Consider the following 23,340-nt stretch of genomic DNA (forward strand, 5'->3'; position numbering starts at 1 on the left):
GCAAATATAATAATAAAAAAACAGACTTTTAGTGAAAACGTTTTTATTGTATAATTAAATTTATAAGCCTGAAACAATAATTAAATATTATTTTGTGAAATGAACTTATTTCTGATGTTTATAAGTCCATTAAATAATGTAGTTACACAGGTATCATTTTTTCTATACTATATTTACATATAATAAATCCTCTTATAGTTAAACTATAAGAGGCATATGCTCAATATAAAAGTGGGTTATATTTTATATCTTTGTATTTTCACAGATGTTTAATTATTGATAGCTTCTTTTAATGTAAAGATACTGTCTTCGAATTGTTTGAAATCTAATACTTCTTCTAAGTCAGTACGATTATTTTTAATGCTATTATTAATTAAATCTTTGACACCACTATAATTAGAAAAAATATCTTTCATGGCTTCAAAATGTTGTTGTTGCGAAGGTGCGATATTATTCATAGATAATTTATTAAACTCTTTAATCATAGTATCAGCTTGTTGAATATTAGTTGTTAAAGCTTGTCGATTAGCATTATTATCACTAATCCCTAATCTTAAATCAGATTGTACTTCACCGATAGATTTGATGACGGTTAGTAGTTGATCTAAAATAACCGTTGTTTGTGTTTTGAAATCTTCTTCTGATAAAATAGATTTAATAGCCATATCAGCACTGTAATTAGTTGCTTGTTGTTTTAATGATTGGCTATCTGTAATATTTGTTGCATGTTGAACGGTATTGTAAGTGATTTGTACATTATTACCATTAGGTGTAGTCATATCTACAATTAAACGTGTTACTTGTTGTTTTTGTTCAATTAATTGATTAATATATTTAATTAATGCCTGATTAATCTCTTCTTCACTATCATCTTTTTGCAAAGTGATTTTAACGATGCTTCCCTTTACTTCAATTGCTTTATAATTAAAATTTTGTTTGGCAATATCAACTAATTGTTGGCTTTGATAATGTTCAGATTTACCGCAGGCTGTTAGTATAAATAATATTGTTATAACAGTCACGATGATTTTTTTCATGATTAAACTCCTTCTTAAAATTTACTCATTCAATCATAACAAAAAATAAGAAATAAAAAAAGGTTTTTTATATCAATCTTGAGAGGCATTTAATTATGTTTTTCTTTTGTGAGTACTAGGTTATTATTATTGTTTATGGTAAAATATAGATATTAAAATATTAGGTAGGAGAAATTATGCCATTACATATTGTTTTATATCAACCACAAATTCCAGCGAATACAGGAAATATTGCACGAACATGTGCAGCGACGAACACGAGTTTACATTTAATTCATCCATTAGGATTTCAAACAGATGATAAACAATTAAAACGTGCAGGATTAGACTACTGGGAATTTGTAGACATTCATTATTGGAATTCAATCGAAGAGTTTTTTGAGCGTACGCAAGCAGAAGCGTATTATTTAGTGACGAAATTTGGTAACAAGACGTATAGTGATTTTGATTTTTCAGATAGTGAGAAAGATATTTATCTTGTCTTTGGTAGAGAAACGACAGGTTTACCTGACTGGGTTAAAGAAAAATATCAAAATTATGCCATGCGTATTCCTATGAGTGATAAAGATTATGTACGTTCACTTAATTTATCAAATACAGCTTGTATGTTAGTTTATGAAGTATTACGTCAACAAGGTTTTGAAGGTTTACATTAGAAAGGATTAATATGACAAAGTTTGCAGTGATTTTTGATATGGATGGTGTACTTGTTAATAGTGAACCACATTATGATCGTTTAATTGAAAGTTTATTAGCTCAATTTGATTTACAACTGAACCATGAGGTAAGGCAAGCTGTGATTGGGACATCAATGCCTAAACAATGGCAAATTATTAAATCTCATTATCATATAGATAAAACTATTGATGAATTATGTGAGATACAAGAAGAAGCTGTGTTAACACAATTTCCTAATTATCAAGACACAATGTTTGAAGATGTATTACCTTTTATTCAACATTTGGCACATTATCAAGTACCGATGATCATTGCCTCTTCATCTTCACCAGCTTTAATCGAAAAAATGTTAAGTGAAACAGGTATTAATCAATATATTAAGCAATATATTAGTGGTTTAACTTTACAGGAAAGTAAACCACACCCAGAAATATTTTTAAAAGCTGCGCAAATGTTAGATAAATTACCATCACAATGTATTGTTATTGAAGATTCTCAAAATGGCTTATTAGCGGCGCAAGCAGCCAATATTTTTCGTATTGGTCGACGTCATTTACATGCACCAATTGATGAACAACTTGCGAACATAATGGTGGATAGTTTGTCAGAACTAGACTATAATAAATTACAAATAATATTAAAAAATAGAAAAGGAATTTAAAATTATGGATAGTGAACACCTCCCTCTCAACGATGATAGTTATGAATTAACAAACGAACTATCTAGTATCAATGATGAAACATTATTATCAGCAATCGATTTTTCTAAAGATGAACCTATGATAATGGCACCTACTGAAGAAGTGACAGAAGAAAATATGGACTTATATCGTGGCGTGCATGATTTTTTAGAAGAATTTGATTACGAGTATGAGGCACGCGAAGATGATGAAAATAGTGAAGTGAGTACTTTAATAGATGTCACAGACGATGAACCAGAATATATTTCTCATTATGATGAAGAAGAAATAGAAGATATAGATTATAATCCTGATTTTGAAGAAGATATATTAGGTGATGATCGAGAAGAAAATTTTGATTATAACGAAGAAGATTATAATCATAGTAGTGATTATGATGACTTTGATAATTTTAGAGATGGTTATGAAGAAAGTTTAGATGAGATTTTCTAATGATATGATCATGTAGACGAATGATACTCTACCATTTATATTCAAAACATCATCATATTTAATAGATATGATAAAGAAATTAAATGGGAAAGATACCAGGTAGTAATGGCTGGTTTCTTCCTTTTTTAAATAAATGCATAAAGGAGCGTTCATTTTGAAAAAACAGCTAGCAATTTTAGCAGCAAAAACAACAAGACGATTAAGTTTATTAGCAGGTAAACAAGGCACAGATTTACCTGGCCGTGTAGCACGTATGATAGATCCTCAAATTTTATCAAAAATTGTAGCAGATATACCTGAAATTATTTTTATTTCTGGTACAAATGGTAAGACAACAACATCTAATTTAATAGGGTGGACATTGAAACAAAACGGTTATCATATTGTGCATAATAATGAAGGTGCTAATATGGCATCGGGGATTACAGCTGCATTTATTTTGCAAACGGATGGCCAAAAACAAGCCGCTGTCATTGAAATTGATGAAGGATCTATACCACGTGTATTTAAAGAAATTCAACCAACTAAAATGATCTTTACTAATTTTTTCAGAGATCAAATAGATCGTTTTGGAGAGATAGATTTATTAGTACAAAAAATTATTGATACGATTAAACCTTTTAATATTGAATTAGTATTAAACGGTGATGATCCATTTGTTAATCGCTTGTCAGTTGCATCAGATAAAGTCACTTATTATGGTATGGCTCGAGACATTTATCACTTTGAACAATCTACAATGGTTGAATCTAAGTTTTGTCCGAATTGTGGTAAAGCATTAATTTATGATTGGACACATTATAATCAAATTGGACATTATCATTGCTCATGTGGTTTTCATAGACCGACGCCTAAATATGAAGTGCAAGCATTACAACAAACACCATTTTTAGTACCAACAATTAATACGTATCAATTTAATATGAAAATTGCTGGTGATTTTAATGTATTTAATGTTTTAGCAGCTTATAGTGTCTTACATGAAATGGGCTTAACTGATGAACAAATTGATTTAGGCTTTAGTAGCTACACTTCAAATAATGGGCGTATGCAAGTTTTCGAAAAAAATGGGCAGCATGCAGTCATTAATTTAGCTAAAAATCCAGCAGGTTTTAATGCCTCGCTGTCTATGGGTGAACAACTATCAGGCGATAAGCAATATTTGTTAGCTTTAAATGATAATGCCGCAGATGGTTTAGATATTTCTTGGATTTGGGATACTGATTTTGAAAAATTATCACGTCAACAAATTACACGTATTATTTGTACAGGAAGTCGTGCTGAAGAATTAGCATTAAGATTAAAATATGCAGAAATTAATGTAGAAACGATTGTATTACCAAATATTGCACAAGCAGTGGCATTATTATCGCAACAATCTAGTTATGCAGTTTGTGTTCCAAATTACACTGCTTTACAACCGATGTTAACAGCATTACAACAACAATTTAAATAAGGAGTTTATCATGTCTCATACATTAAAATTATTTCATTTTATGCCAGATAAATTGAATTTATATGGTGATATAGGTAATGTGATCGCTTTAAAACAACGTGCAAAATGGCATGGTATTGATTTACAAGTAGAATCTATTTCAGATACACGAGATATTGTTATGTCTCAAGCGGATTTATTTTTTATTGGTGGTGGATCTGATCGTGAACAGTCTTTAGCGACAGCACAACTTGAATATATTCGAGATGATATTAAAGCTGCAGTAGAAGATGGTATGCCGGCATTAACAATTTGTGGCGGCTATCAGTTTTTAGGTGATCATTATATTACCTTAAATGGCGAAAAATTAAAGGGTTTGCAAGTATTAGATTTTTATACTGAATCAAAACTTAAACGATTAACAGGTAATATTGTTGTCGAATCACAGCAATTCGGTAAAATTGTAGCGTTTGAAAATCATGGAGGTAGAACTTATCATGATTTTGGTACATTAGGCAATGTTATTGTCGGTTATGGTAATAATGATGATAGTGGGAAAGAAGGTTTATGGTATAAAAATTTATTAGGTACATATATGCACGGACCAATTTTACCTAAAAATCCACAAATTACAGACTACTTATTAAAACAAGCGGTAGAACGTAAGGGCTTAGACATTGCGTTTACACCATTAGATGATAGTAGAGAAAAATCAGCGCAACATACAATATTAACAAGATTATTAAAAAAATAATGGGAGCGGACAGATAATGTCAAAAAAACTAATTGTACAATTACTATTAAATACGACTGTGTTAATGGCAATCGCTGGTTTTTTTCCTAATTATATTTCTTTTACACATTGGAAATATGGTTTGTTAGCAGGAATTTTGTTAGGTTTAATTAATTATTACTTAAAACCTTTTATTACGATGATTGCACTGCCGATTAATTTAATGACATTTGGCTTAACAGCATTAATTATTAATGGTTTGTTATTAGAATTTATTAGTTATTTAATACAGCCTTATTTTAAAATTTCTTCATTTGGTGCAGCCATTCTAACGGCAGTCGTCATTAATGTCATTAATAACTATTATAATGGTAATATTAAAGTGAAGTTTATACGTATGAATCACAAGGATGATAATAAATAGTAGGAGGTTTTTATGAAAGTTACAGCAGCAATGGTCGCTAAAAGATTCAATTTAACAGTAATTAGTGGAGAAAAGGGTTTAGATAGAGAAATAGGTATTGCCGATTTATCTAGACCAGGTTTAGAATTTGCAGGCTATTTTTCTTATTATGATGCACATCGTATTCAAATTTTAGGGACAACAGAAATGTCGTTTTATGAACTGTTATCGCTTAAAGAAAAAGAAGCACGTATGAACATGCTATGTACACGTAAAACACCTTGTATTATTATCTCACGTGGGATGGAAGCACCTCCTGAATTAATTGAATCATCAAATATGTATGATACACCTGTCTTTAGTACGACAATGTCTACAACAAAATTCATGGGTGAATTATCAAGATATTTAAGTGATTGTTTGGCGGAAGAAACGTCTATTCATGGTGTTTTATTAGATGTTTATGGTGTAGGACTATTAATTACGGGTGAATCTGGTGTCGGTAAATCAGAAGTCGCATTAGAATTAGTAAAACGTGGGCACCGTCTAGTTGGTGATGATCGTATTGATGTGAAAGAGCTAGAACCAGGTTTATTAAAAGGTACTGCACCTGAATTAATTAAACATTTATTAGAAATACGTGGTTTAGGTATTATTAATGTCATGACTTTATTTGGAACAGGTGCTGTACGTGATGACAAAATTATTGACTTGAATGTACATTTAGAACATTGGCAAGATGGTAAAATGTATGATCGTATTGGTTTAAATAGTGAAAAATTAGAAATTTTAAATAGTGCTATTGATAAAAAAACAATTCCTGTTAGACCGGGTAGAAATTTAGCTATTATTATCGAAGTGGCAGCTATGAATTATCGTTTGAATATTATGGGAATTAATACAGCTGAAGAATTTACAAATCGTTTAAAAGAGCAAATTATACAAGGGGGAGAATAATATGTTAAGTATTATTAATCCTGTTGCTTTTGAAATATTTGGTCATGAAGTAAGATGGTATGGCATTATTATTGCTGTAGGTATTTTATTAGCTTATCAATTAGCTGAAAGAGAAGCTAAACAACGTGGCTTACCAAAAGATATTATCTCAGATTTAGTATTGTGGATTGTACCAGCAGCTATTATATCAGCACGTATTTATTATGTTGCATTTGAGTGGCATTATTATCAATATCATCCTGCTGAAATTATTGCAATATGGACAGGTGGTATCGCTATACATGGTGCAATTTTAGGTGGTTTACTAACTTTATTTATTTTTTGTCGCTATAAGCAAGTTTCTTTCTTTAAAATGGCAGATATTTTAGCACCGAGTTTATTATTAGGGCAAATTATCGGACGTTGGGGTAATTTTATGAATCATGAAGCACATGGTGGACCAACAACTTTGTCATTTTTACAACAATTACATTTACCGCAATTTATTATTGATAATATGAAAATAGACGGGATTTATTACCATCCTACATTTCTTTATGAAAGTTTATGGAATATGATAGGTTTGTTGTTAATTATTATCGTATTGAAGAAAGTGGTTAGACATGGTGAAGTGTTTGCAAGTTACTTGATTTGGTATTCAATCGGAAGATATTTTATTGAAGGTATGCGTACAGATTCATTAATGTTAACTTCTACTTTACGTATTGCCCAAGTCATTTCAATTGTGATTATTGTGATTGCTATTATCATGATTATTTATCGTCGTTATAAAGGTTATGCACGTTTGAAGTATAGAGAAGCATAGGAGTTTATTATGAAAAAATATACAACAATTTTATTTGATTTAGATGGTACTTTAATTGATACTAACGAATTAATTATTCGTACATTTCAATATATATTCCCAGATAAATCACGTGATGATGTATTACAATATTTAGGGCCAACATTACGCCAAACATTTAGTCAAACACATCCAGATCAAGTGGATGAAATGATTGAAAAATATGTATCGTGGAATTTAAGTCATCATGATGAGTTAGTTGAACCTTTTCCATATTTAACTGAAACATTAGCATATTTACAACAACAAGGTATTAAATTAGCTATTGTGACGTCAAAATTGAAAAAAAGTGCTATGAAAGGTATTGAATTATTCAATTTAACTTCATATTTTGATGAATTATTATTTTTAGATGATGTAACAGAAGCAAAACCACATCCTGAACAATTATTATTAGCTATGAAACGTTTAGGTGTTGAAGATAAATCACAAGTATTGATGGTAGGTGATAATGCCAGTGATATTCAAGCAGGCCATGCTGCTGGTGTAGACACAGTATTAGTTGCTTGGACAGCAAAAAATTTAGAACAAGTTAAACATGCAAGTCAACCAACTTATGTTATTGATACATTAAAAGATTTAAAAAATTATATTTAAGAAAGAAGGTTAAGTCATGTCAAAAATTTATGATGTCATTATTATCGGAGCAGGTCCTGCTGGGATGACTGCTGCAGTTTACGCATCAAGAGCTAATTTATCAGTTTTAATGTTAGAAAGAGGCGTTCCAGGTGGTCAAATGGTTAATACCGAAGATATTGAAAATTATCCTGGCTATGCTATGATCAATGGTGCTGAACTATCAACTAAAATGTTTGAGCATTCACAAAAATTTGGTGCTGAATATGCGTACGGTAATATTACTGATGTTAAAGTTCAAGATAATCACAAGCATATTATAACGGATAGTGGTGAATTCATTGCTAAGTCAATTATCATTGCCACAGGTGCGGAACATAAATCATTAGGTGTACCTGGTGAAGATACTTTATCAGGACGTGGTGTAAGTTATTGTGCTGTTTGTGACGGTGCTTTCTTTAGAGGTAAAGAAGTCGTTGTTGTCGGTGGTGGGGATTCAGCTGTAGAAGAAGCGTTATATTTATCTAAAATTGTTGATAAAGTAACTATTATTCATCGACGAGATACGTTTAGAGCACAAAAAATCTTACAAGATCGTGTTTTTGCACAAAATAATATAGATATTATTTGGAATACGGTAGTTACTGAAATTAAAGGTGATAGTGTTGTTAGTGAAGTTGCTTTAGAAAATACACAGACTGGGGAACAATCAACATTATCAACGAATGGTATTTTTATTTATGTTGGGATGCAACCTATGACATCAGCTTTTAGTGCTTTAGGTATTTTAAATGAAGCGGGTTATATTGTCACTGATGACAATATGAGAACAGCTGTACCTGGTATTTTAGCAGCAGGTGATGTGCGTGAAAAATTATTAAGACAAATTGTAACGGCAACATCTGATGGTGCCTTAGCTGCACAATATGCACAACAATATATTGAACATATTGAATTTGAATAACTAGCGTGATAAACATTTAAATAAACAAATATCAACTGAACAATTTAGATTGTTCAGTTGATATTTTAAGTTCTATTATTTAAAGTGTTGATAGTAAATTTATCAGTACTTTAAATGATAGAACCTTTTTACTATCTATTCACTAAAAATATAGGTTGTATAGAATTAATAAAAAAAGGGTGGTATAATTAACAGATAAAATGTATGCATAGGAGTATAACATGACTTTAGAAACCATTCATCAAGTTTTGGATGAACTTGTAGATAAATTAAAAAACGATGATGATATTATAAGGTATCAACAAATTGAACAACAAATTCAAAATAATGAATTTATTAATACAACAATGTCACAAATAAAAGCTTTACAAAAAGAAGCGGTACATTTAAAAGCGATGAGAAAAACGAATGCATTACAGCAAGTAGAACAACAAATAGATGATTTAGAGCAGCAAATTCATAATTTGCCCATTACGACACAATTTCAAGAAAGCATGTATGAAGTTAATTTATTTATGCAACAATTAATGCAGTTTATTCAAGATGACATGACGTCACAAATTAATTATGATTTAGATGAAAAATAATAGGAAGTGATGAGATGCAATATCAAATATATGGTGATATAACAAAAGCTAGGCAAGTCATGATCATGAGTCATGGTTTTTTAGCGCATCAAATTGGTGAGAAAGATTATGGTGATTTAATTGATAAATTAGTGGCTAAGCATTGTGCAGTGATTTCCTTTCAATATGATGGTATGGGAAAAGACAAAGACAATGTGCATCATTACTCAGTGTCACATTGGCAACAACAATTATTAGCTAGCTATCAATGGGTCGAACAAAATTATTCGCAATGTCAAATTCATTTATTAGGTGTTTCTTTCGGTAATTGGTTAATTGCTAGTTTGATCGTACAAGAAAAAATCAAACCTGTTTCAACAATAGCGATAGCACCAGTATATTCAAATTATATGAGTATGATAACAGGTGGTGCCATTAGAGCTAAGCAACAGCAACATTATCAATTGCATGGTATAGCAGTGCATCCTTCATTAATTGATGCCTTAATTTACCAATCACCAATATATTATTTAGATCATTATCAAGTACCCACTTGTTTATTATGGGGAGATTTAGATAAAGTATGGAGATATAGTGATTGTTACCTTATGTATCATCATTTATTAGATCAAAATGTATTAACTGAATTTATGACAGTGAAAAATGGTGAGCATACTTTAAAAAATAGTTATGATGTGATAACACAAGTCGAACAACTTATTATGACATGGTTAGCAAAATTTTAAGGAGGTGTCTATAATGATTAAATATCATATAGGTTTATTTCAGAGTTCAGTACCAATTACAGCAAAAGATGTTTCAGTAATTTCTAAAATTAATCAATATTTCAAAACTAAGCAAATAGCTGTAACTTGGGGAGAGTTGACAGGGCATGATGATGGTTATCGTTCGGGTACAGCTAAAGCACGCGCGCATGAGTTGATGTCATTAGTTGCCAATCCTAATCTTGATTGTATTATGTCAGTCATCGGTGGTTATAATACGAATGCCATCTTACCTTATTTAGATTTCGATATGATTGGACGTAGTTTAAAAGAATTTATCGGTTTTTCAGATACAACAAATTTACTATTGGCGATTTATGCTAAAACAGGTCAAACAGTTTTTTATGGTCCAGCTGCTGTACCAACTTTTAGTGTAGAATTATTTAGAGAGCAGAGTTTTCAATATTTTAATGATTTACTAATTAAGGGACAATTACCTTATACCTATCATGAGAACCAACAATTTAGTGAAACAGAAGTACATTTAACGTCTAATGTCATTATTAAAAAAGAAGGATGGCGTACCGTTAAAGAAGGTCAAGTGACAGGGCGTTTAATTGGTGGTAATTTACATGCGATGTGTGCTTTGATAGGGACACCTTATATGCCAATCATACAACCAGGTGATATTTTATTTTTAGAAGATGAAAAACCAACAGATTATAGAACAGAACGTTCATTAACACAACTCGTACAATCTATCTCTTTAAAAGAGCTTGGTGGATTAATTATTGGACGTCCACATCATTATCAATCATCTACTAATAAAGATTATGTATCATTATTTTTAGAACATTTACCCACATTAAATTGTCCTATTTTAGCTAATGTAGATTGCAGTCATACGCGACCGATTATGACTTTACCAATCGGTGGCACAGTGACTTTAGATGCAACAAATAAAAAAATTATAGTAGAATCTATGTAAGAAAGAGGAATTCATTATGTCAGTAGCACAATATACACCAATGATTCAACAATATTTAACCGTCAAACAAGATTATCAAGATGCTTTTTTGTTTTATCGTTTAGGTGATTTTTATGAATTATTTTTTGAAGATGCTTTACTAGCATCTAAAGAATTAGAAATTACATTAACTGGTCGTTCAGCAGGTGTTGAAGAGCGTATTCCTATGTGTGGTGTGCCTTATCATGCTGCAGAAAATTATATAGAAAAATTAATAGAAAAAGGTTATAAAGTAGCGATTTGCGAACAAGTTGGTGATCCTAAAACAACAAAAGGTGTTGTAAAAAGAGAAGTCGTTCGTTTAATTACACCTGGAACTGTCATGGCACAACGTGGACTAAATGAACAAGAAAATAATTATATTGCTGCATTAATTCACAAAGAGCAACGTTATGGTTTTGTTTATGGTGATATTTCTACTGGTCAATTACACGCAACTTTGATAGATAATGATTTCTTTGAAGTATTGAATGAATTAAATTCATTACAAGTTAAAGAGTTAATTTTACAAACATCTTTACCTTCTGATTATCAACAAAGAATTGAACAAAGAGGGATTGTTTTATCTCAACAGACTGAGATGCTTTTATCAACGCATAACGAGCATTTATTTAGTGAATTAGAAGATCAATTACTCATTGAAGCAGGACAATTGTTAATTAGTTATTTAGAACGTACGCAAAAAAGAAGTTTAGATTATTTACAGCCATTTAAGTATTATATTTTATCATCATTTTTAAAAATTGATCATAATTCTAAACGTAATCTTGAATTAACTTCAACAATTATAGGGAATAAAAAGCAAGGCTCATTATTATGGGTTATGGATGATACAGCTACAGCAATGGGCGCAAGAAAATTAAAACAATGGTTAGATAAACCTTTAATTGATATCGCAGCAATTACGCGTCGTCAAAATATTGTACAAAGTTTAATTGATGATTATTTCACAAAAGAAGATTTACGAGAGGCATTAAAAGACGTTTATGATATTGAACGTTTAGTGGCACGTGTTGCTTATGGTAATGTCAATGCTAAAGATTTAGTACAATTATTGTATTCATTACAAAAAGTACCACAAATGATAACGATTTTGACTAATAGTAGTGAGCAACATTTGGTTAAGTTGGCGAGTAGATTAACACCACTTCCTGAATTAGTGACATTATTAGAGAATGCTTTGGTCGATCAACCACCATTAACCATTAAAGAAGGCGGTATGATTAAAAAAGGCTATCACGAAGAATTAGATAAGTTACGTGAAGCTAAAGAAAATGGTACGACATGGTTAATTCAATTAGAACAACAAGAACGTGAACGTACAGGTATTAAATCACTTAAAATTAATTTCAATAAAGTTTTTGGTTATTTTATTGAAATTAGACGCAGTCAAATTGAGAGTTTAGATTTAGAACAATTAGGTTATGAAAGAAAACAAACATTGGCTAATACAGAACGATTTATTACATCTGAGCTAAAAGAACAAGAAGCTTTAATTTTAGGTGCAGATGATAAAATGATCGATTTAGAATATCAACTTTTCCTTGATTTAAGAGAACAAGTCAAAACATATGTATTAAGTCTGCAAAAATTAGCTGATAATATTAGTCAAATAGATGTATTACAAAGTTTTGCACATTTAGCGAGTCAACAAAATTATCAACGTCCACAATTTACAGAACAACGTGATTTAACTTTGATTGGTTCACGTCATCCAGTCGTTGAAAAAATGATGGATAAATCTTTATATGTTGATAATGATTGTATCATGCCTGTTGATAAGGATATTTTCTTAATTACGGGTCCGAATATGTCAGGTAAATCAACGTATATGCGTCAAGTTGCCTTATTAGTCATCATGGCACAAGTGGGAAGCTTTTTACCAGTCACTTCTGCTGTATTACCAATCTTTGATCAAATTTTCACACGTATAGGTGCAGCTGATGATTTAAGTTCAGGAAAATCAACATTTATGGTAGAAATGTTAGAAGCTAAACAAGCAATGCGTCATGCTACAAGTCAATCATTAATTATTTTTGATGAATTAGGTAGGGGAACTTCAACCTTTGATGGTATGGCATTAGCGCAAGCAATTATTGAATATATTGCTCAACATATTCATGCTAAAACATTATTTTCAACGCATTATCATGAATTAACAGAGTTAACAGCAGTTTTACCAACAGTAGAAAATGTCCATGTTTCAGCCGTAGAACAATCAGGTCGTCTAGTATTCTTGCATAAAGTGAAAAAAGGTGCGATTGACCAAAGTTATGGTATTCACGTTGCTAAATTAGCAGATTTACCGGATGAAATTATTCATCGAGCAAATAGTTTGTTGACACAATTTGAACAACAATCAGCACAGGATAGAAAGTCAACACCAGTTGTTGAATCAACGGTAGAACAATTATCATTATTTGAAACATCTTCGGCACATCAAGAAATAGTGTCTTACTTACAACAATTAGATATTGATGATGTGTCACCGAAACAAGCTTTGTCATTATTGTATGACTTAAAAAATAAATTATAAAGAGGCATAATTATGGAATTAGTAGCACAACAAATTTATCAACACATTCAAGCAGCAAAAAATATTATTATTTATCGACATATTAATCCAGATTTAGATGCATTTGGTTCACAATTCGGTTTGAAAGAAATTATTAAAGCTATGTTTCCAGATAAAGCAGTATATTGTGGTGGTACGAATAATTCTCAAATACCATTAGATGTCAAGATGGATGAAATACCAACAGATATTTTAGACAAGAGTCTGATTATTATCGTTGATACAGCGAATCAAGAACGAATAGATGGTGCTGAATTAACTGAAGACTTAATGGCAAAAGCAATTAAAATTGATCATCATCCAAATGTGGATGCTTACGGTCTATTACAATTAGTACATACACAAGCAAGTTCATGTAGTGAAATGATCTATCAATTATGTGAGCAATGGCAAACAAAATTAACACAACCATTAAGTGATATAGGTGCTTTATATTTATATGCAGGTATTGTTGGCGATACAGGTCGTTTCTTATTTCCTAATACGACGGCTGAAACAATGCGTGTTGTCAGTCAGCTATTATTATATAATTTTTCAGCAAGTGAATTTTTAAATAATATGTATACGACAACAGATAAATTATTAAAAACGAAGGGATATGTTTTAAGTCATTATCAACGACCAATCCTACAATTAGCTTACATTACAATTGATGCTGAAACTTTAAAATCTTTAGATGCAACACGTGATGATATTGCGATACATGTTAATGCAATTCGTGATTTAGAGGATTTAGAAATTTGGTTTATTGCAATTGAAGATAGTACGACGCAACAAATTCGTGTGCGTTTACGTTCAAAACATTATGCAATTAATCATATTGCTGAAATGTTTGATGGTGGTGGACATGCATTGGCGTCAGGTGCCACTTTAACAGATTGGTCGCAATTAGATCATCTAATCGACCAATTACAACTCATTATAAACAAATAATTGTGAGCAATTCGTCAAGAAAGGAGGCATATGATGTCTTTTATACAACTGGAAGTGCATTCAGAATATGATATTTTGTCGAGTACCATTACTTTAGAAACTTGGAAAGATTATGCCCTAAGTCAAAATCATAAAATATTGGCATTAGTTGATGGTATGAAATTATACGGTGCTTATAAATTTTATCAATTATGTCAACGATATGAAATACAACCATTAATCGGTATTTCAATACCTTGTCAAATTGAAGGCCAATTGATTGAAGTGTTAGCATACGCTAAAAATGAACAAGGTTTTAAATCTTTGATGATTATTTCAACTTTATTATCACAAAATAATAGTTTATCGTGGCAGGCCTTGTATGAATATCAAACGAATTTAATTTATATTATTAAAGCAGATGTGCAACAAAATCAACAATGGTGTCAAACATTTACTAAATTAACACCTTATATTGCGATTAATGAGTTGACTAGAGAATTATTAACGACTTTACAATTACAAAAAGCCGTGTATATTCGACCGGTTAGATATTTATATCCCCAAGATATTATGAGTTATCAAACAGCACTTGCGATAAGAAATAATGACCGTTTAGATGTAAGAGAAATTTATAAACAATCAGGACAAGAATATTATTTATCTGAACAAGATCAAATGCAGTTGAGACAAAGCTATCCAGAGTTAAAACAGGCCTTCGACGAGACAGTGAAAATTGCTGAGCAATGTCAGTTAACATTAGATAATCAACAATTATATTTACCGAAATTTCCATTGCCGTCGACATATAATTCAGTCACAGCGTATTTTGAATCATTTGTCAAACAACAAGCAAACGAAAAATATGCTGATTTGATGCAATTGGATAATTATCGTTCACGTTTAACATATGAATTAACAACAATTTGTCAAATGGGTTTTGCAGATTATTTTTTAATTGTAGCTGATTTTATTAATTATGCTAGACAACAAGGGATTAATGTTGGACCAGGTCGTGGTTCAGCTGCAGGTTCGTTAGTTGCTTATGTTTTAGGTATTACGCAAGCTGATCCGATTGCATACGACTTACTTTTTGAAAGGTTTTTAAATCCTGAACGTGTGTCTTTACCTGATATTGATATTGATATTCAAGATACGAGACGTGATGAAGTCATTCAATATGTGACTGAAAAATATGGTCGACATAATGTCGCACAAATTGTTACTTTTGGTACTTTGTCAGCACGTGCTGTGGCGCGTGAAACTGCACGTGTTTTTCAGTTTAAAAATGAAGAGTTAAAATTTATTTCAAAACATATTCCGCATCGCTTGAAAATTACATTGAAAGAAGCCTATCAAGAATCACTTTCTTTACAACAATTTATTGCACAAGGCGAGTTATATCAAAGATGGTTTAAAATTGCTTTAAGTTTAGAAGGTCATATTAGAAACACTTCGACACATGCTGCTGGTGTTATTATTAGTAGTCAGGCATTGGATGATATTGTGCCATTAAATGATCAAGGAGATCATCATATTACACAGTGGACAATGGACGATTTAGAAGCAGTCGGTTTATTGAAAATGGATTTTTTAGGTTTGAAAAATTTAACTTTAATAGAACGTGTTGTCAAACAAATAAAAAAACAACAACCTGATTTTACATTGAACAATATTGATTATAAAGATAAAGCAGTGTTTGATTACTTATCACGTGGTCAAACAAATGGGATTTTTCAATTAGAATCTGCTGGTATGAGACGAGTCTTGATGAATTTAAAACCGAACAGTTTTGATGATATTATAGCGGTATTAGCTTTATATCGTCCAGGACCAATGGAACAAATTCCTATGTTTATTGCTAGAAAACATGAGCAACAACAAATTAGTTATCCACATGAAGATTTGAAAAATATTTTAGATAGCACGTATGGTATTATGATTTATCAAGAGCAAGTAATGAAAATTGCAGCAATATTTGCAGGGTTTTCTTTAAGTGAAGCGGATAATTTACGACGTGCCATCAGTAAAAAAAATCATCAACAATTAGAGGATTTAAGACAAAAATTTGTTGAAGGTGCGGTACAAAAAGGTTATGATGTTAAATTGAGCCAAGAAATTTATCAATTAATTAATAAATTTGGAGATTATGGTTTTAATAAAAGTCATGCAGTCGTTTATGCAATGATTTCTTATCAATTAGCGTATTTAAAATATTACTACCCAGCTTATTTTATGTCTGCATTATTGTCTTCTGTAACATTGGATGAGCAAAAAGTTAAAGAATACGTGCAAGAAAGTCGAAAATTAGGTTTGCAAGTGATGAGACCTGACATTAATTTTAGTGATAGTTATTATAAAGTTATTGATGATAAAATTTATTTTGCATTAACGAGCATTAAAAATGTTGGTTTTCAATCTGTTAAAGCGATTGTTCAAGAACGCTATACTCAAGGTGAGTTTAAAAGTTTGGACGATTTATTAGAACGGGTACCTAAAAAAATCTTAACTGGACAAGTATTAAATTCATTAATAGAAGCAGGTGCTTTGGATAGTTTTGGTTATAATCGATCAACATTATTTCATATGGCACAAAAATTAACAGATAAAAATATAAAAGTTGAAGGTAAAGATATTATTTTAACTGCTTCAGGTATGTCTATTCGATATGAAGTACAAGAAGAATGGTCAGATAGTGAAAAATTAAGAAGAGAAAAAGAAGTCATTGGTTTTTATTTTTCACAGCATCCTATTAATACAATTTATCAACAAAAATATTTATTACCATTAAAAAAAATTCAAAAAATAGCTAAAACAGGTTATACATATGTAGAAATTACACGTATTCGTGTAATTAAAACAAAAACAGGACAACAAATGGCCTTCTTAACTTTATTTGATGGTGATACTGAAATAGATGCGGTTATTTTTCCAAACTTATATTTAACTTATAGAAGATTTTTAGAACAAGGGCAGCAACGTATTATGTTAGTTAAAAAGGAGCTAACTAAAAAAGAGATAGAACAACGCGAACAATTAATTATTAATGAAGTCATTACACTAGAAAAATTTGAAACGGATTTACGTGCAACTTTTTCTAAAATGTTTATTAAAATCACTGATGAAGAAGATTTGAAATTATTAAAACAATTTTGTAAGTTAACAGGTAAAATTGCGGTATATTTATATTATGAAAAAACGAATCAATATCAAGCATATGGTTACTTAGAAACAAATGATATTTTACAAGAACTTGAGAAGAAATTTAATGAAAATGTGATTAAAATCTCACGTTAAAAAAATCTTCAAACTTTAAACGTTTACATTTAATGTTTAACATAATAGTATTGGAATTTCTAAAACAAATGTGTTATTTTATTAATGAAAGATCAAAAAAATTAAATAAACATGAAAGAGGTAAGCAACATGAAAAAAATTGCTGTTTTAACGAGTGGTGGAGATGCACCAGGTATGAATGCTGCTATTCGTGCAGTAACACGTACAGCTATTTTTAACGGATTAGAAGTATACGGCGTTTATGAAGGTTATAAAGGTCTTGTTGAAAATAATATAAAAAAATTAGAATTAGGTAGTGTAGGTGATATTATTCAACGTGGTGGAACAAGTTTATTTTCAGCACGCTTACCAGAATTTAAAGATCCTGAAGTAAGACAGGTTGCAATTAAAAATCTAGAGGCTTTAGGGATTGATGGTTTAGTTGTGATTGGTGGAGATGGTTCTTATCGTGGCGCGCAATTATTATCACACGAAATGAATATTCAAACAATCGGTATTCCTGGTACAATTGATAATGATATTGCAGGAACAGATTTTACTATCGGTTTTGATACAGCATTAAACACAATTGTTGATGCAATTGATAAGATTCGCGATACAGCTTCATCACATGAACGTACATTTGTTATTGAAGTAATGGGTCGTGATGCTGGAGATTTAGCACTTTGGTCAGGTATTGCTGGTGGTGCTGAAACAATCATTATTCCTGAAAATGCGGTATCAATTGACGAAACAGTTAAATACATCGAACAAGGAATGAAACGTGGTAAACGTCATTCAATTATTATTTTAGCAGAAGGTGTAATGGGCGGTAATGAATTTGCTAAAGAATTAAAAGAGAAAATTGATATTGATGCACGTGTATCAATTTTAGGACATATGCAACGTGGGGGAAACCCAACTGCATTTGATCGTGTACTTGCTTCGCGTTTAGGTGGTTATGCAGTTGAATTATTACTAAAAGGTGTTTCTGGACATGCGGTAGGTATTCAACAAAATCAATTAACACACCGTCATTTTGATGAAATCTTTAATAGTACACACCAAATTGATTTAGGTATGTACGAAATCTCTAAAAAATTATCAATTTAACAATCCTTAGGAGGAATTTTTATAATGAACACAAGAAAAACAAAAATTGTTTGTACGATAGGTCCAGCATCTGAAAAACGTGAAACAATGTCAAGCATGATTGATGCAGGTATGAACGTTATTCGTTTAAACTTTTCACATGGTGACCATCAAGAACATGGTGCACGTATTGTTTTAGCAAAAGAATTACGTGAAGAAAAAAATGCTAACTTAGCTATTTTATTAGATACTAAAGGTCCAGAAATTCGTACACATGACATGGCCGAAAAATTCATTTTAGAAAAAGGTGCCAAATTAAAAATTTCTATGACAGAGGTTTTAGGTACACCTGAAATGATTTCTATTTCATATCCAGAATTAATCAATGATGTTAATGTCGGTGACTCGATTTTAATCGATGATGGTAAAGTTGGTTTAACTGTTGATGCAATTGATAAAGCACAAGGTATCATTGACACAACAGTACAAAATACAGGGCCTGTAAGTTCTAAAAAAGGTATTAATGTACCGGGTGTATCAACTAAATTACCAGCTATTACAGCAAAAGATGAAGCGGATATTCGTTTTGGTTGTCAACAAGGTGTTGACTATATTGCACAATCATTTGTTCGTCGTGCAGAAGATGTTATTGCAGTTCGTGAGATCTTAAAACAAGAAGGTGCAGAACACATTCAAATTATTCCTAAAATTGAGTGTCAAGAAGCTGTTGATAATATCGAATCAATTATCGAAGTATCAGATGGTTTAATGATAGCGCGTGGTGATTTAGGTATTGAAGTACCAGCAGAAGAAGTACCTATTTTACAAAAACATTTTATTCGTTTATGTAATTTAGCTGGTAAACCAGTTATTACTGCAACACAAATGTTAGATTCAATGCAAGATAACCCTAGACCAACACGTGCAGAAGTATCAGATGTTGCTAATGCTATTTACGATGGTACAGATGCAATTATGTTATCAGGTGAGTCAGCTAACGGTAGTTATCCAGTAGAAACAGTTGAAACAATGTCACGTATTGCTTTCCGTGCAGAAGAAGAACAAGATTATAAAGCGGTATTAAGTCGCCGTGCTAAATACTTTACTGAAACGAAAGATATCAATGATGCGATTGGTTTAGCTGTTGGACATACTGCGTTGAACTTAGATATCGAAACAATTGCAACATCTACACAAACAGGACGTACAGCACGTTTAATTTCTAAATATCGTCCACATGCACATATCGTTGCTGTAACACCGAATGAGCAAGTTTCTCGTAGTTTAGCGATTGTGTGGGGTGTTACTCCTATTGTCGGTGGTGTAACTGAAACAACAGATGAAATGGTAGCAGCAGTTAACGCAGTAGTAAAAGTATCAGGTGCAGCTAAAAAAGATGATACAATTATTATTACAGCGGGTACACCAATTGCAAAAACAGGTAATACAAACACAATGAAAATTCATATAATTGAGTAATTATATAAAATACTGTTAGATATTTTGATAAAGTATCGACTATATATGCATTTAGTCGATACTTTTTATATTCATAAATATAAAAAACTAAAAATTAGATATTTTTTGTAATTTACATTTGAAATAGAATTAAGTTTATTAATTAATTATAAATATAAATTTTTAATATTTTTCTTGTAAAAAAGTGTAAATTAATAGAAAAATATTGACATAAATCTTAGAATAACGTTATTATAAAATCATAGGATATTTTATAGTATTCTATAAAATAAAATTTGTATAAATTTAAGGAGAAATAAATGATAGGGAAAAATAATTTAAAATTATTAAAAGAAAAAACCAGTCGTCAAGTAAATTTTTATTCGATTAAAAAAATGAAGCTGGGTGTTGCTTCAATTATGGTTGGAGGTTTATTATTTTTAACAGGTGGTTCTGTATTAGCGGCTGATGAAGTAGTTGCAGTAGAAAATGTCCCAACAGCTTCAGAAGAAAGTAAAGTTACATTGCCACAAGAAAATGTAGCGACACAGCCTGAATCTGTTATGCCTGAAAAAGCAATGTCAACAGAAATAACTTCAGAAAGTACACCAACAGTGTCAAATGAAACCGTTACAAAAAAATCTTTAGTAACTGAAGCAATTGAAAAACAACCTGAACAAGCTAGTGTGTTCATTTTACACGCTGAAAAGTTATCTAAAGTGTTTGGTACAGTTGTAACAAAAGAAATGTTATTCGAAAATATAACTGCACTTGATTTTCCGACTGATAAAGGACAATTACAATTTGAATTAGCATCTGGTGCAACATTAGTAGATGGTCAAACAGCGGGTGAATTTCATGTGCCTGTAGTTGTTACGTTTCCTGATGGCTCAAAAAAAGTTGTAGAAGTTACGCTGATTATTGAAGAAGAAATTAAAAAACCTGTTGAAAAAGTAATAGAAGTTACAAGTAAAGAAGTTAAATCAACATCAACAGAGAATAAAGAAGCTTCAAACAAAGAAGTAACTACTGAAAATAGTGATGTTAAATTAAAAGAAGTTGTATCAACTACTCAAAAACAAGATGATCATATTGAAGGAAAGACAGTTGCACCAACTACTAATGAAGCTAATGAAAATAATGAGCATTCTGCATTTAGAAGTGTTAGTGGTGCAACATTCCGTGCAGCAGGCGATCAAAAACAAAACTTACAAAATTCAAAAACATATTCATTTAAGCAAGGTTACAACAATCAAGGAACGTATACAACATGGTTAGCATCTCAAGTAGCAGGGCATGCAGATATAGATGTACAAAAGTTAGATAATGGTGACTTGCGTGTTGTTTATGTCTTTAATGGTGCCAATGAAGATGAAATTGGTGGTCTGACACAACATGGTGTAGCTGCTGAACATATTGCTTTTTGGTCTGCAGGTATGAAAGCAGAACCTTATAATACTGTTGCCTATCAGGGACTTCCAGAAAAAGAAATCACAAAAGATTCTCGATATGTTAACCCAGATGGGACACCGAAAGATTATACAAGTGGTAAATGGTTAAGTAATAGCCAATATTACTATTCAAATCCAAATGTTAACCCAATTCATGTAAGAACACCTGAAGGAAATCAATCATTCTCTGGTGTTGCTAATTTATCAGGTATTCCTGAAGGGGATCATAACAAATATTATAGTGCTTATCGTGATTATCAAAGTTTAATTGCACGTAAAAAGCAAGCACGTACAATTTTAACTGGTAAAATTAATGATTATGATCAAAATATGTTGTATTTTGAAACAACACGTTCATCTAACTGGGCAGCACCAGTACCAAAACGTATTTCTAATAATGCACGTTATGGTTACGCGATTAATGAGCGTCCTGTAACAATTTCAATTGTTGATGAATCAAATCATTTAGTTAATAAACCAATTACAGTAAATTATACTGAAGGTACTACACCTAAAACAGTATCTGTTAATGGTACAACGAAATTTGATATTAATAAATATAATTTAAAAGCAGCGCAACAAATAGATCGTTTAAATCCTACAATTGATCCGGCATCAGGTTATACTGTGGCACGTGTTCAAAAATCAACTGTCAATACTGCAGGTCAAAGTGGGACATTAAATTATGTCTTAGTTATTAAAAAACAAGAAGTATCAGCAGTACCAGTAATTAATACAATTGATACTGATGATAAACAAATCACAGGAACAGGTATTCCTAATTCTAACATTGTTGTTGCTTTACCAGATGGAACAACAAAAGAAACAACTGTAAATACTAAAGGACAATGGAATGTACCTGTAACAACACCTTTAGTTGTTGGTCAAGAAGTAAAAGCTAAACAAACAGAACCTAATAAATTGCAAAGTCAAGAAACGGTTCAAACAGTTCAACCAACACAAGCAGAACGTACAGAATTAAATCCACCTGAAAAAACACCAGTAGATGATGTTAATAATTTAACAACACCTGAGAAAGAGCAAGTTAAGGATGCTGTTATTGCTGCTAATCCGAATAAAGGTATTAATAAAAAACAATTAACAGTTTCACCTAATGGTACGGTTACAGTAAAATATCCAGATGGATCAACTGATATTTTAACGGATACAGTTAAACCTAAACCTATGACTGAGCAATATGATGCAGGTGTAACTTCTGTCACACCAGTAGTAGATTTAAATAATTTAACTCAACAAGAGAAAGATACAGTTAAATCAAAAGTAGTAGAGAAATCTGGAAAAGAATTTCCAACAGGTACTAAAATTGTAGTATCTAAAAATGGAACAGTAACAGTAACATATCCAGATGGAACAAAAGATACAATTCCACCATCAGAAACAGTGGTTAAAGTTCCAGATACTGATAGATATACACCTAATGATCCAGAGATAACATTAGTAGATGATCTTAAAAACTTAACACCAGCAGAAAAAGAGG

At 31.2% G+C, this 23,340-nt stretch carries 20 protein-coding genes; 19 read left to right on the plus strand and 1 reads right to left on the minus strand.

Translation table 11 applies throughout. The annotated features are described in order from the left end of the window. Positions 1 to 269: 269 nt before the first annotated feature. Positions 270 to 1,037 (minus strand): hypothetical protein, encoded by a 768-nt coding sequence (locus AC5EAH_RS05030; RefSeq protein WP_493493671.1) that lies wholly within the window; start codon positions 1,035 to 1,037, stop codon positions 270 to 272. 176 nt (positions 1,038 to 1,213) lie between these two features. Here AC5EAH_RS05030 and trmL point away from each other — a divergent pair, with 176 nt between their 5' ends. The 19 genes from trmL to AC5EAH_RS05125 all read left to right on the plus strand — a co-directional run. Then, positions 1,214 to 1,693 carry a tRNA (uridine(34)/cytosine(34)/5-carboxymethylaminomethyluridine(34)-2'-O)-methyltransferase TrmL gene (trmL, locus tag AC5EAH_RS05035; RefSeq protein WP_493493672.1) on the plus strand — a complete coding sequence of 160 codons (480 nt, stop codon included), beginning with the start codon at positions 1,214 to 1,216 and terminating at the stop codon, positions 1,691 to 1,693. Between the two features lie 11 nt (positions 1,694 to 1,704). Then, positions 1,705 to 2,376, plus strand: coding sequence for an HAD family hydrolase (locus AC5EAH_RS05040; protein ID WP_493493673.1), 672 nt, complete (start codon positions 1,705 to 1,707; stop codon positions 2,374 to 2,376). Positions 2,377 to 2,380: 4 nt separating this feature from the next. Next, complete coding sequence (locus AC5EAH_RS05045) at positions 2,381 to 2,848, plus strand: hypothetical protein (RefSeq protein WP_493493674.1); 468 nt, start codon at positions 2,381 to 2,383, stop codon at positions 2,846 to 2,848. 154 nt (positions 2,849 to 3,002) lie between these two features. Continuing rightward, the gene (locus tag AC5EAH_RS05050) at positions 3,003 to 4,304 is read left to right on the plus strand and encodes a MurT ligase domain-containing protein (RefSeq protein WP_493493675.1); all 1,302 of its coding nucleotides are present in this window, start codon (positions 3,003 to 3,005) and stop codon (positions 4,302 to 4,304) included. A 10-nt stretch (positions 4,305 to 4,314) separates the two neighbouring features. Continuing rightward, on the plus strand, positions 4,315 to 5,037 hold the full coding sequence (locus AC5EAH_RS05055; protein WP_493493676.1) for a type 1 glutamine amidotransferase: 723 nt from the start codon (positions 4,315 to 4,317) through the stop codon (positions 5,035 to 5,037). Positions 5,038 to 5,053: 16 nt separating this feature from the next. Continuing rightward, positions 5,054 to 5,440 (plus strand): phage holin family protein, encoded by a 387-nt coding sequence (locus tag AC5EAH_RS05060; RefSeq protein WP_493493677.1) that lies wholly within the window; start codon positions 5,054 to 5,056, stop codon positions 5,438 to 5,440. 12 nt (positions 5,441 to 5,452) lie between these two features. Further along, complete coding sequence (hprK, locus tag AC5EAH_RS05065; RefSeq protein ID WP_493493678.1) at positions 5,453 to 6,376, plus strand: HPr(Ser) kinase/phosphatase; 924 nt, start codon at positions 5,453 to 5,455, stop codon at positions 6,374 to 6,376. Position 6,377: 1 nt separating this feature from the next. Then, positions 6,378 to 7,181 (plus strand): prolipoprotein diacylglyceryl transferase, encoded by an 804-nt coding sequence (gene lgt, locus AC5EAH_RS05070; protein WP_493493679.1) that lies wholly within the window; start codon positions 6,378 to 6,380, stop codon positions 7,179 to 7,181. A 9-nt stretch (positions 7,182 to 7,190) separates the two neighbouring features. Then, entirely contained in the window at positions 7,191 to 7,817 is a 627-nt protein-coding gene (gene ppaX, locus AC5EAH_RS05075; protein ID WP_493493680.1) for a pyrophosphatase PpaX, read from the plus strand. Between the two features lie 16 nt (positions 7,818 to 7,833). Next, positions 7,834 to 8,760, plus strand: coding sequence for a thioredoxin-disulfide reductase (gene trxB / locus AC5EAH_RS05080; protein WP_493493681.1), 927 nt, complete (start codon positions 7,834 to 7,836; stop codon positions 8,758 to 8,760). A gap of 221 nt (positions 8,761 to 8,981) precedes the next feature. Further along, on the plus strand, positions 8,982 to 9,347 hold the full coding sequence (locus tag AC5EAH_RS05085) for a YlbF family regulator (RefSeq protein WP_493493682.1): 366 nt from the start codon (positions 8,982 to 8,984) through the stop codon (positions 9,345 to 9,347). Positions 9,348 to 9,361: 14 nt separating this feature from the next. Beyond that, positions 9,362 to 10,072: an alpha/beta fold hydrolase gene (locus tag AC5EAH_RS05090; protein WP_493493683.1), complete on the plus strand. Its 711-nt coding sequence runs from the start codon at positions 9,362 to 9,364 to the stop codon at positions 10,070 to 10,072. Positions 10,073 to 10,085: 13 nt separating this feature from the next. Continuing rightward, a complete protein-coding gene (locus AC5EAH_RS05095; protein WP_493493684.1) occupies positions 10,086 to 11,039 on the plus strand; it encodes a S66 peptidase family protein in 954 nt (317 codons plus the stop codon). A gap of 16 nt (positions 11,040 to 11,055) precedes the next feature. Further along, complete coding sequence (mutS, locus tag AC5EAH_RS05100) at positions 11,056 to 13,614, plus strand: DNA mismatch repair protein MutS (protein ID WP_493493685.1); 2,559 nt, start codon at positions 11,056 to 11,058, stop codon at positions 13,612 to 13,614. Between the two features lie 12 nt (positions 13,615 to 13,626). Continuing rightward, the gene (locus AC5EAH_RS05105) at positions 13,627 to 14,586 is read left to right on the plus strand and encodes a DHH family phosphoesterase (RefSeq protein ID WP_493493686.1); all 960 of its coding nucleotides are present in this window, start codon (positions 13,627 to 13,629) and stop codon (positions 14,584 to 14,586) included. Between the two features lie 33 nt (positions 14,587 to 14,619). Beyond that, complete coding sequence (locus tag AC5EAH_RS05110; RefSeq protein WP_493493687.1) at positions 14,620 to 17,862, plus strand: DNA polymerase III subunit alpha; 3,243 nt, start codon at positions 14,620 to 14,622, stop codon at positions 17,860 to 17,862. 129 nt (positions 17,863 to 17,991) lie between these two features. After that, complete coding sequence (gene pfkA, locus AC5EAH_RS05115; RefSeq protein ID WP_493493688.1) at positions 17,992 to 18,954, plus strand: 6-phosphofructokinase; 963 nt, start codon at positions 17,992 to 17,994, stop codon at positions 18,952 to 18,954. A 24-nt stretch (positions 18,955 to 18,978) separates the two neighbouring features. After that, complete coding sequence (gene pyk / locus AC5EAH_RS05120; RefSeq protein ID WP_493493689.1) at positions 18,979 to 20,412, plus strand: pyruvate kinase; 1,434 nt, start codon at positions 18,979 to 18,981, stop codon at positions 20,410 to 20,412. Between the two features lie 299 nt (positions 20,413 to 20,711). Then, positions 20,712 to 23,340: MiiA motif-containing surface protein (locus tag AC5EAH_RS05125; protein WP_493493690.1), on the plus strand; the 2,629-nt coding region annotated here is incomplete at its 3' end.

Source organism: Staphylococcus sp. B1(2026) (genome assembly GCF_058895785.1).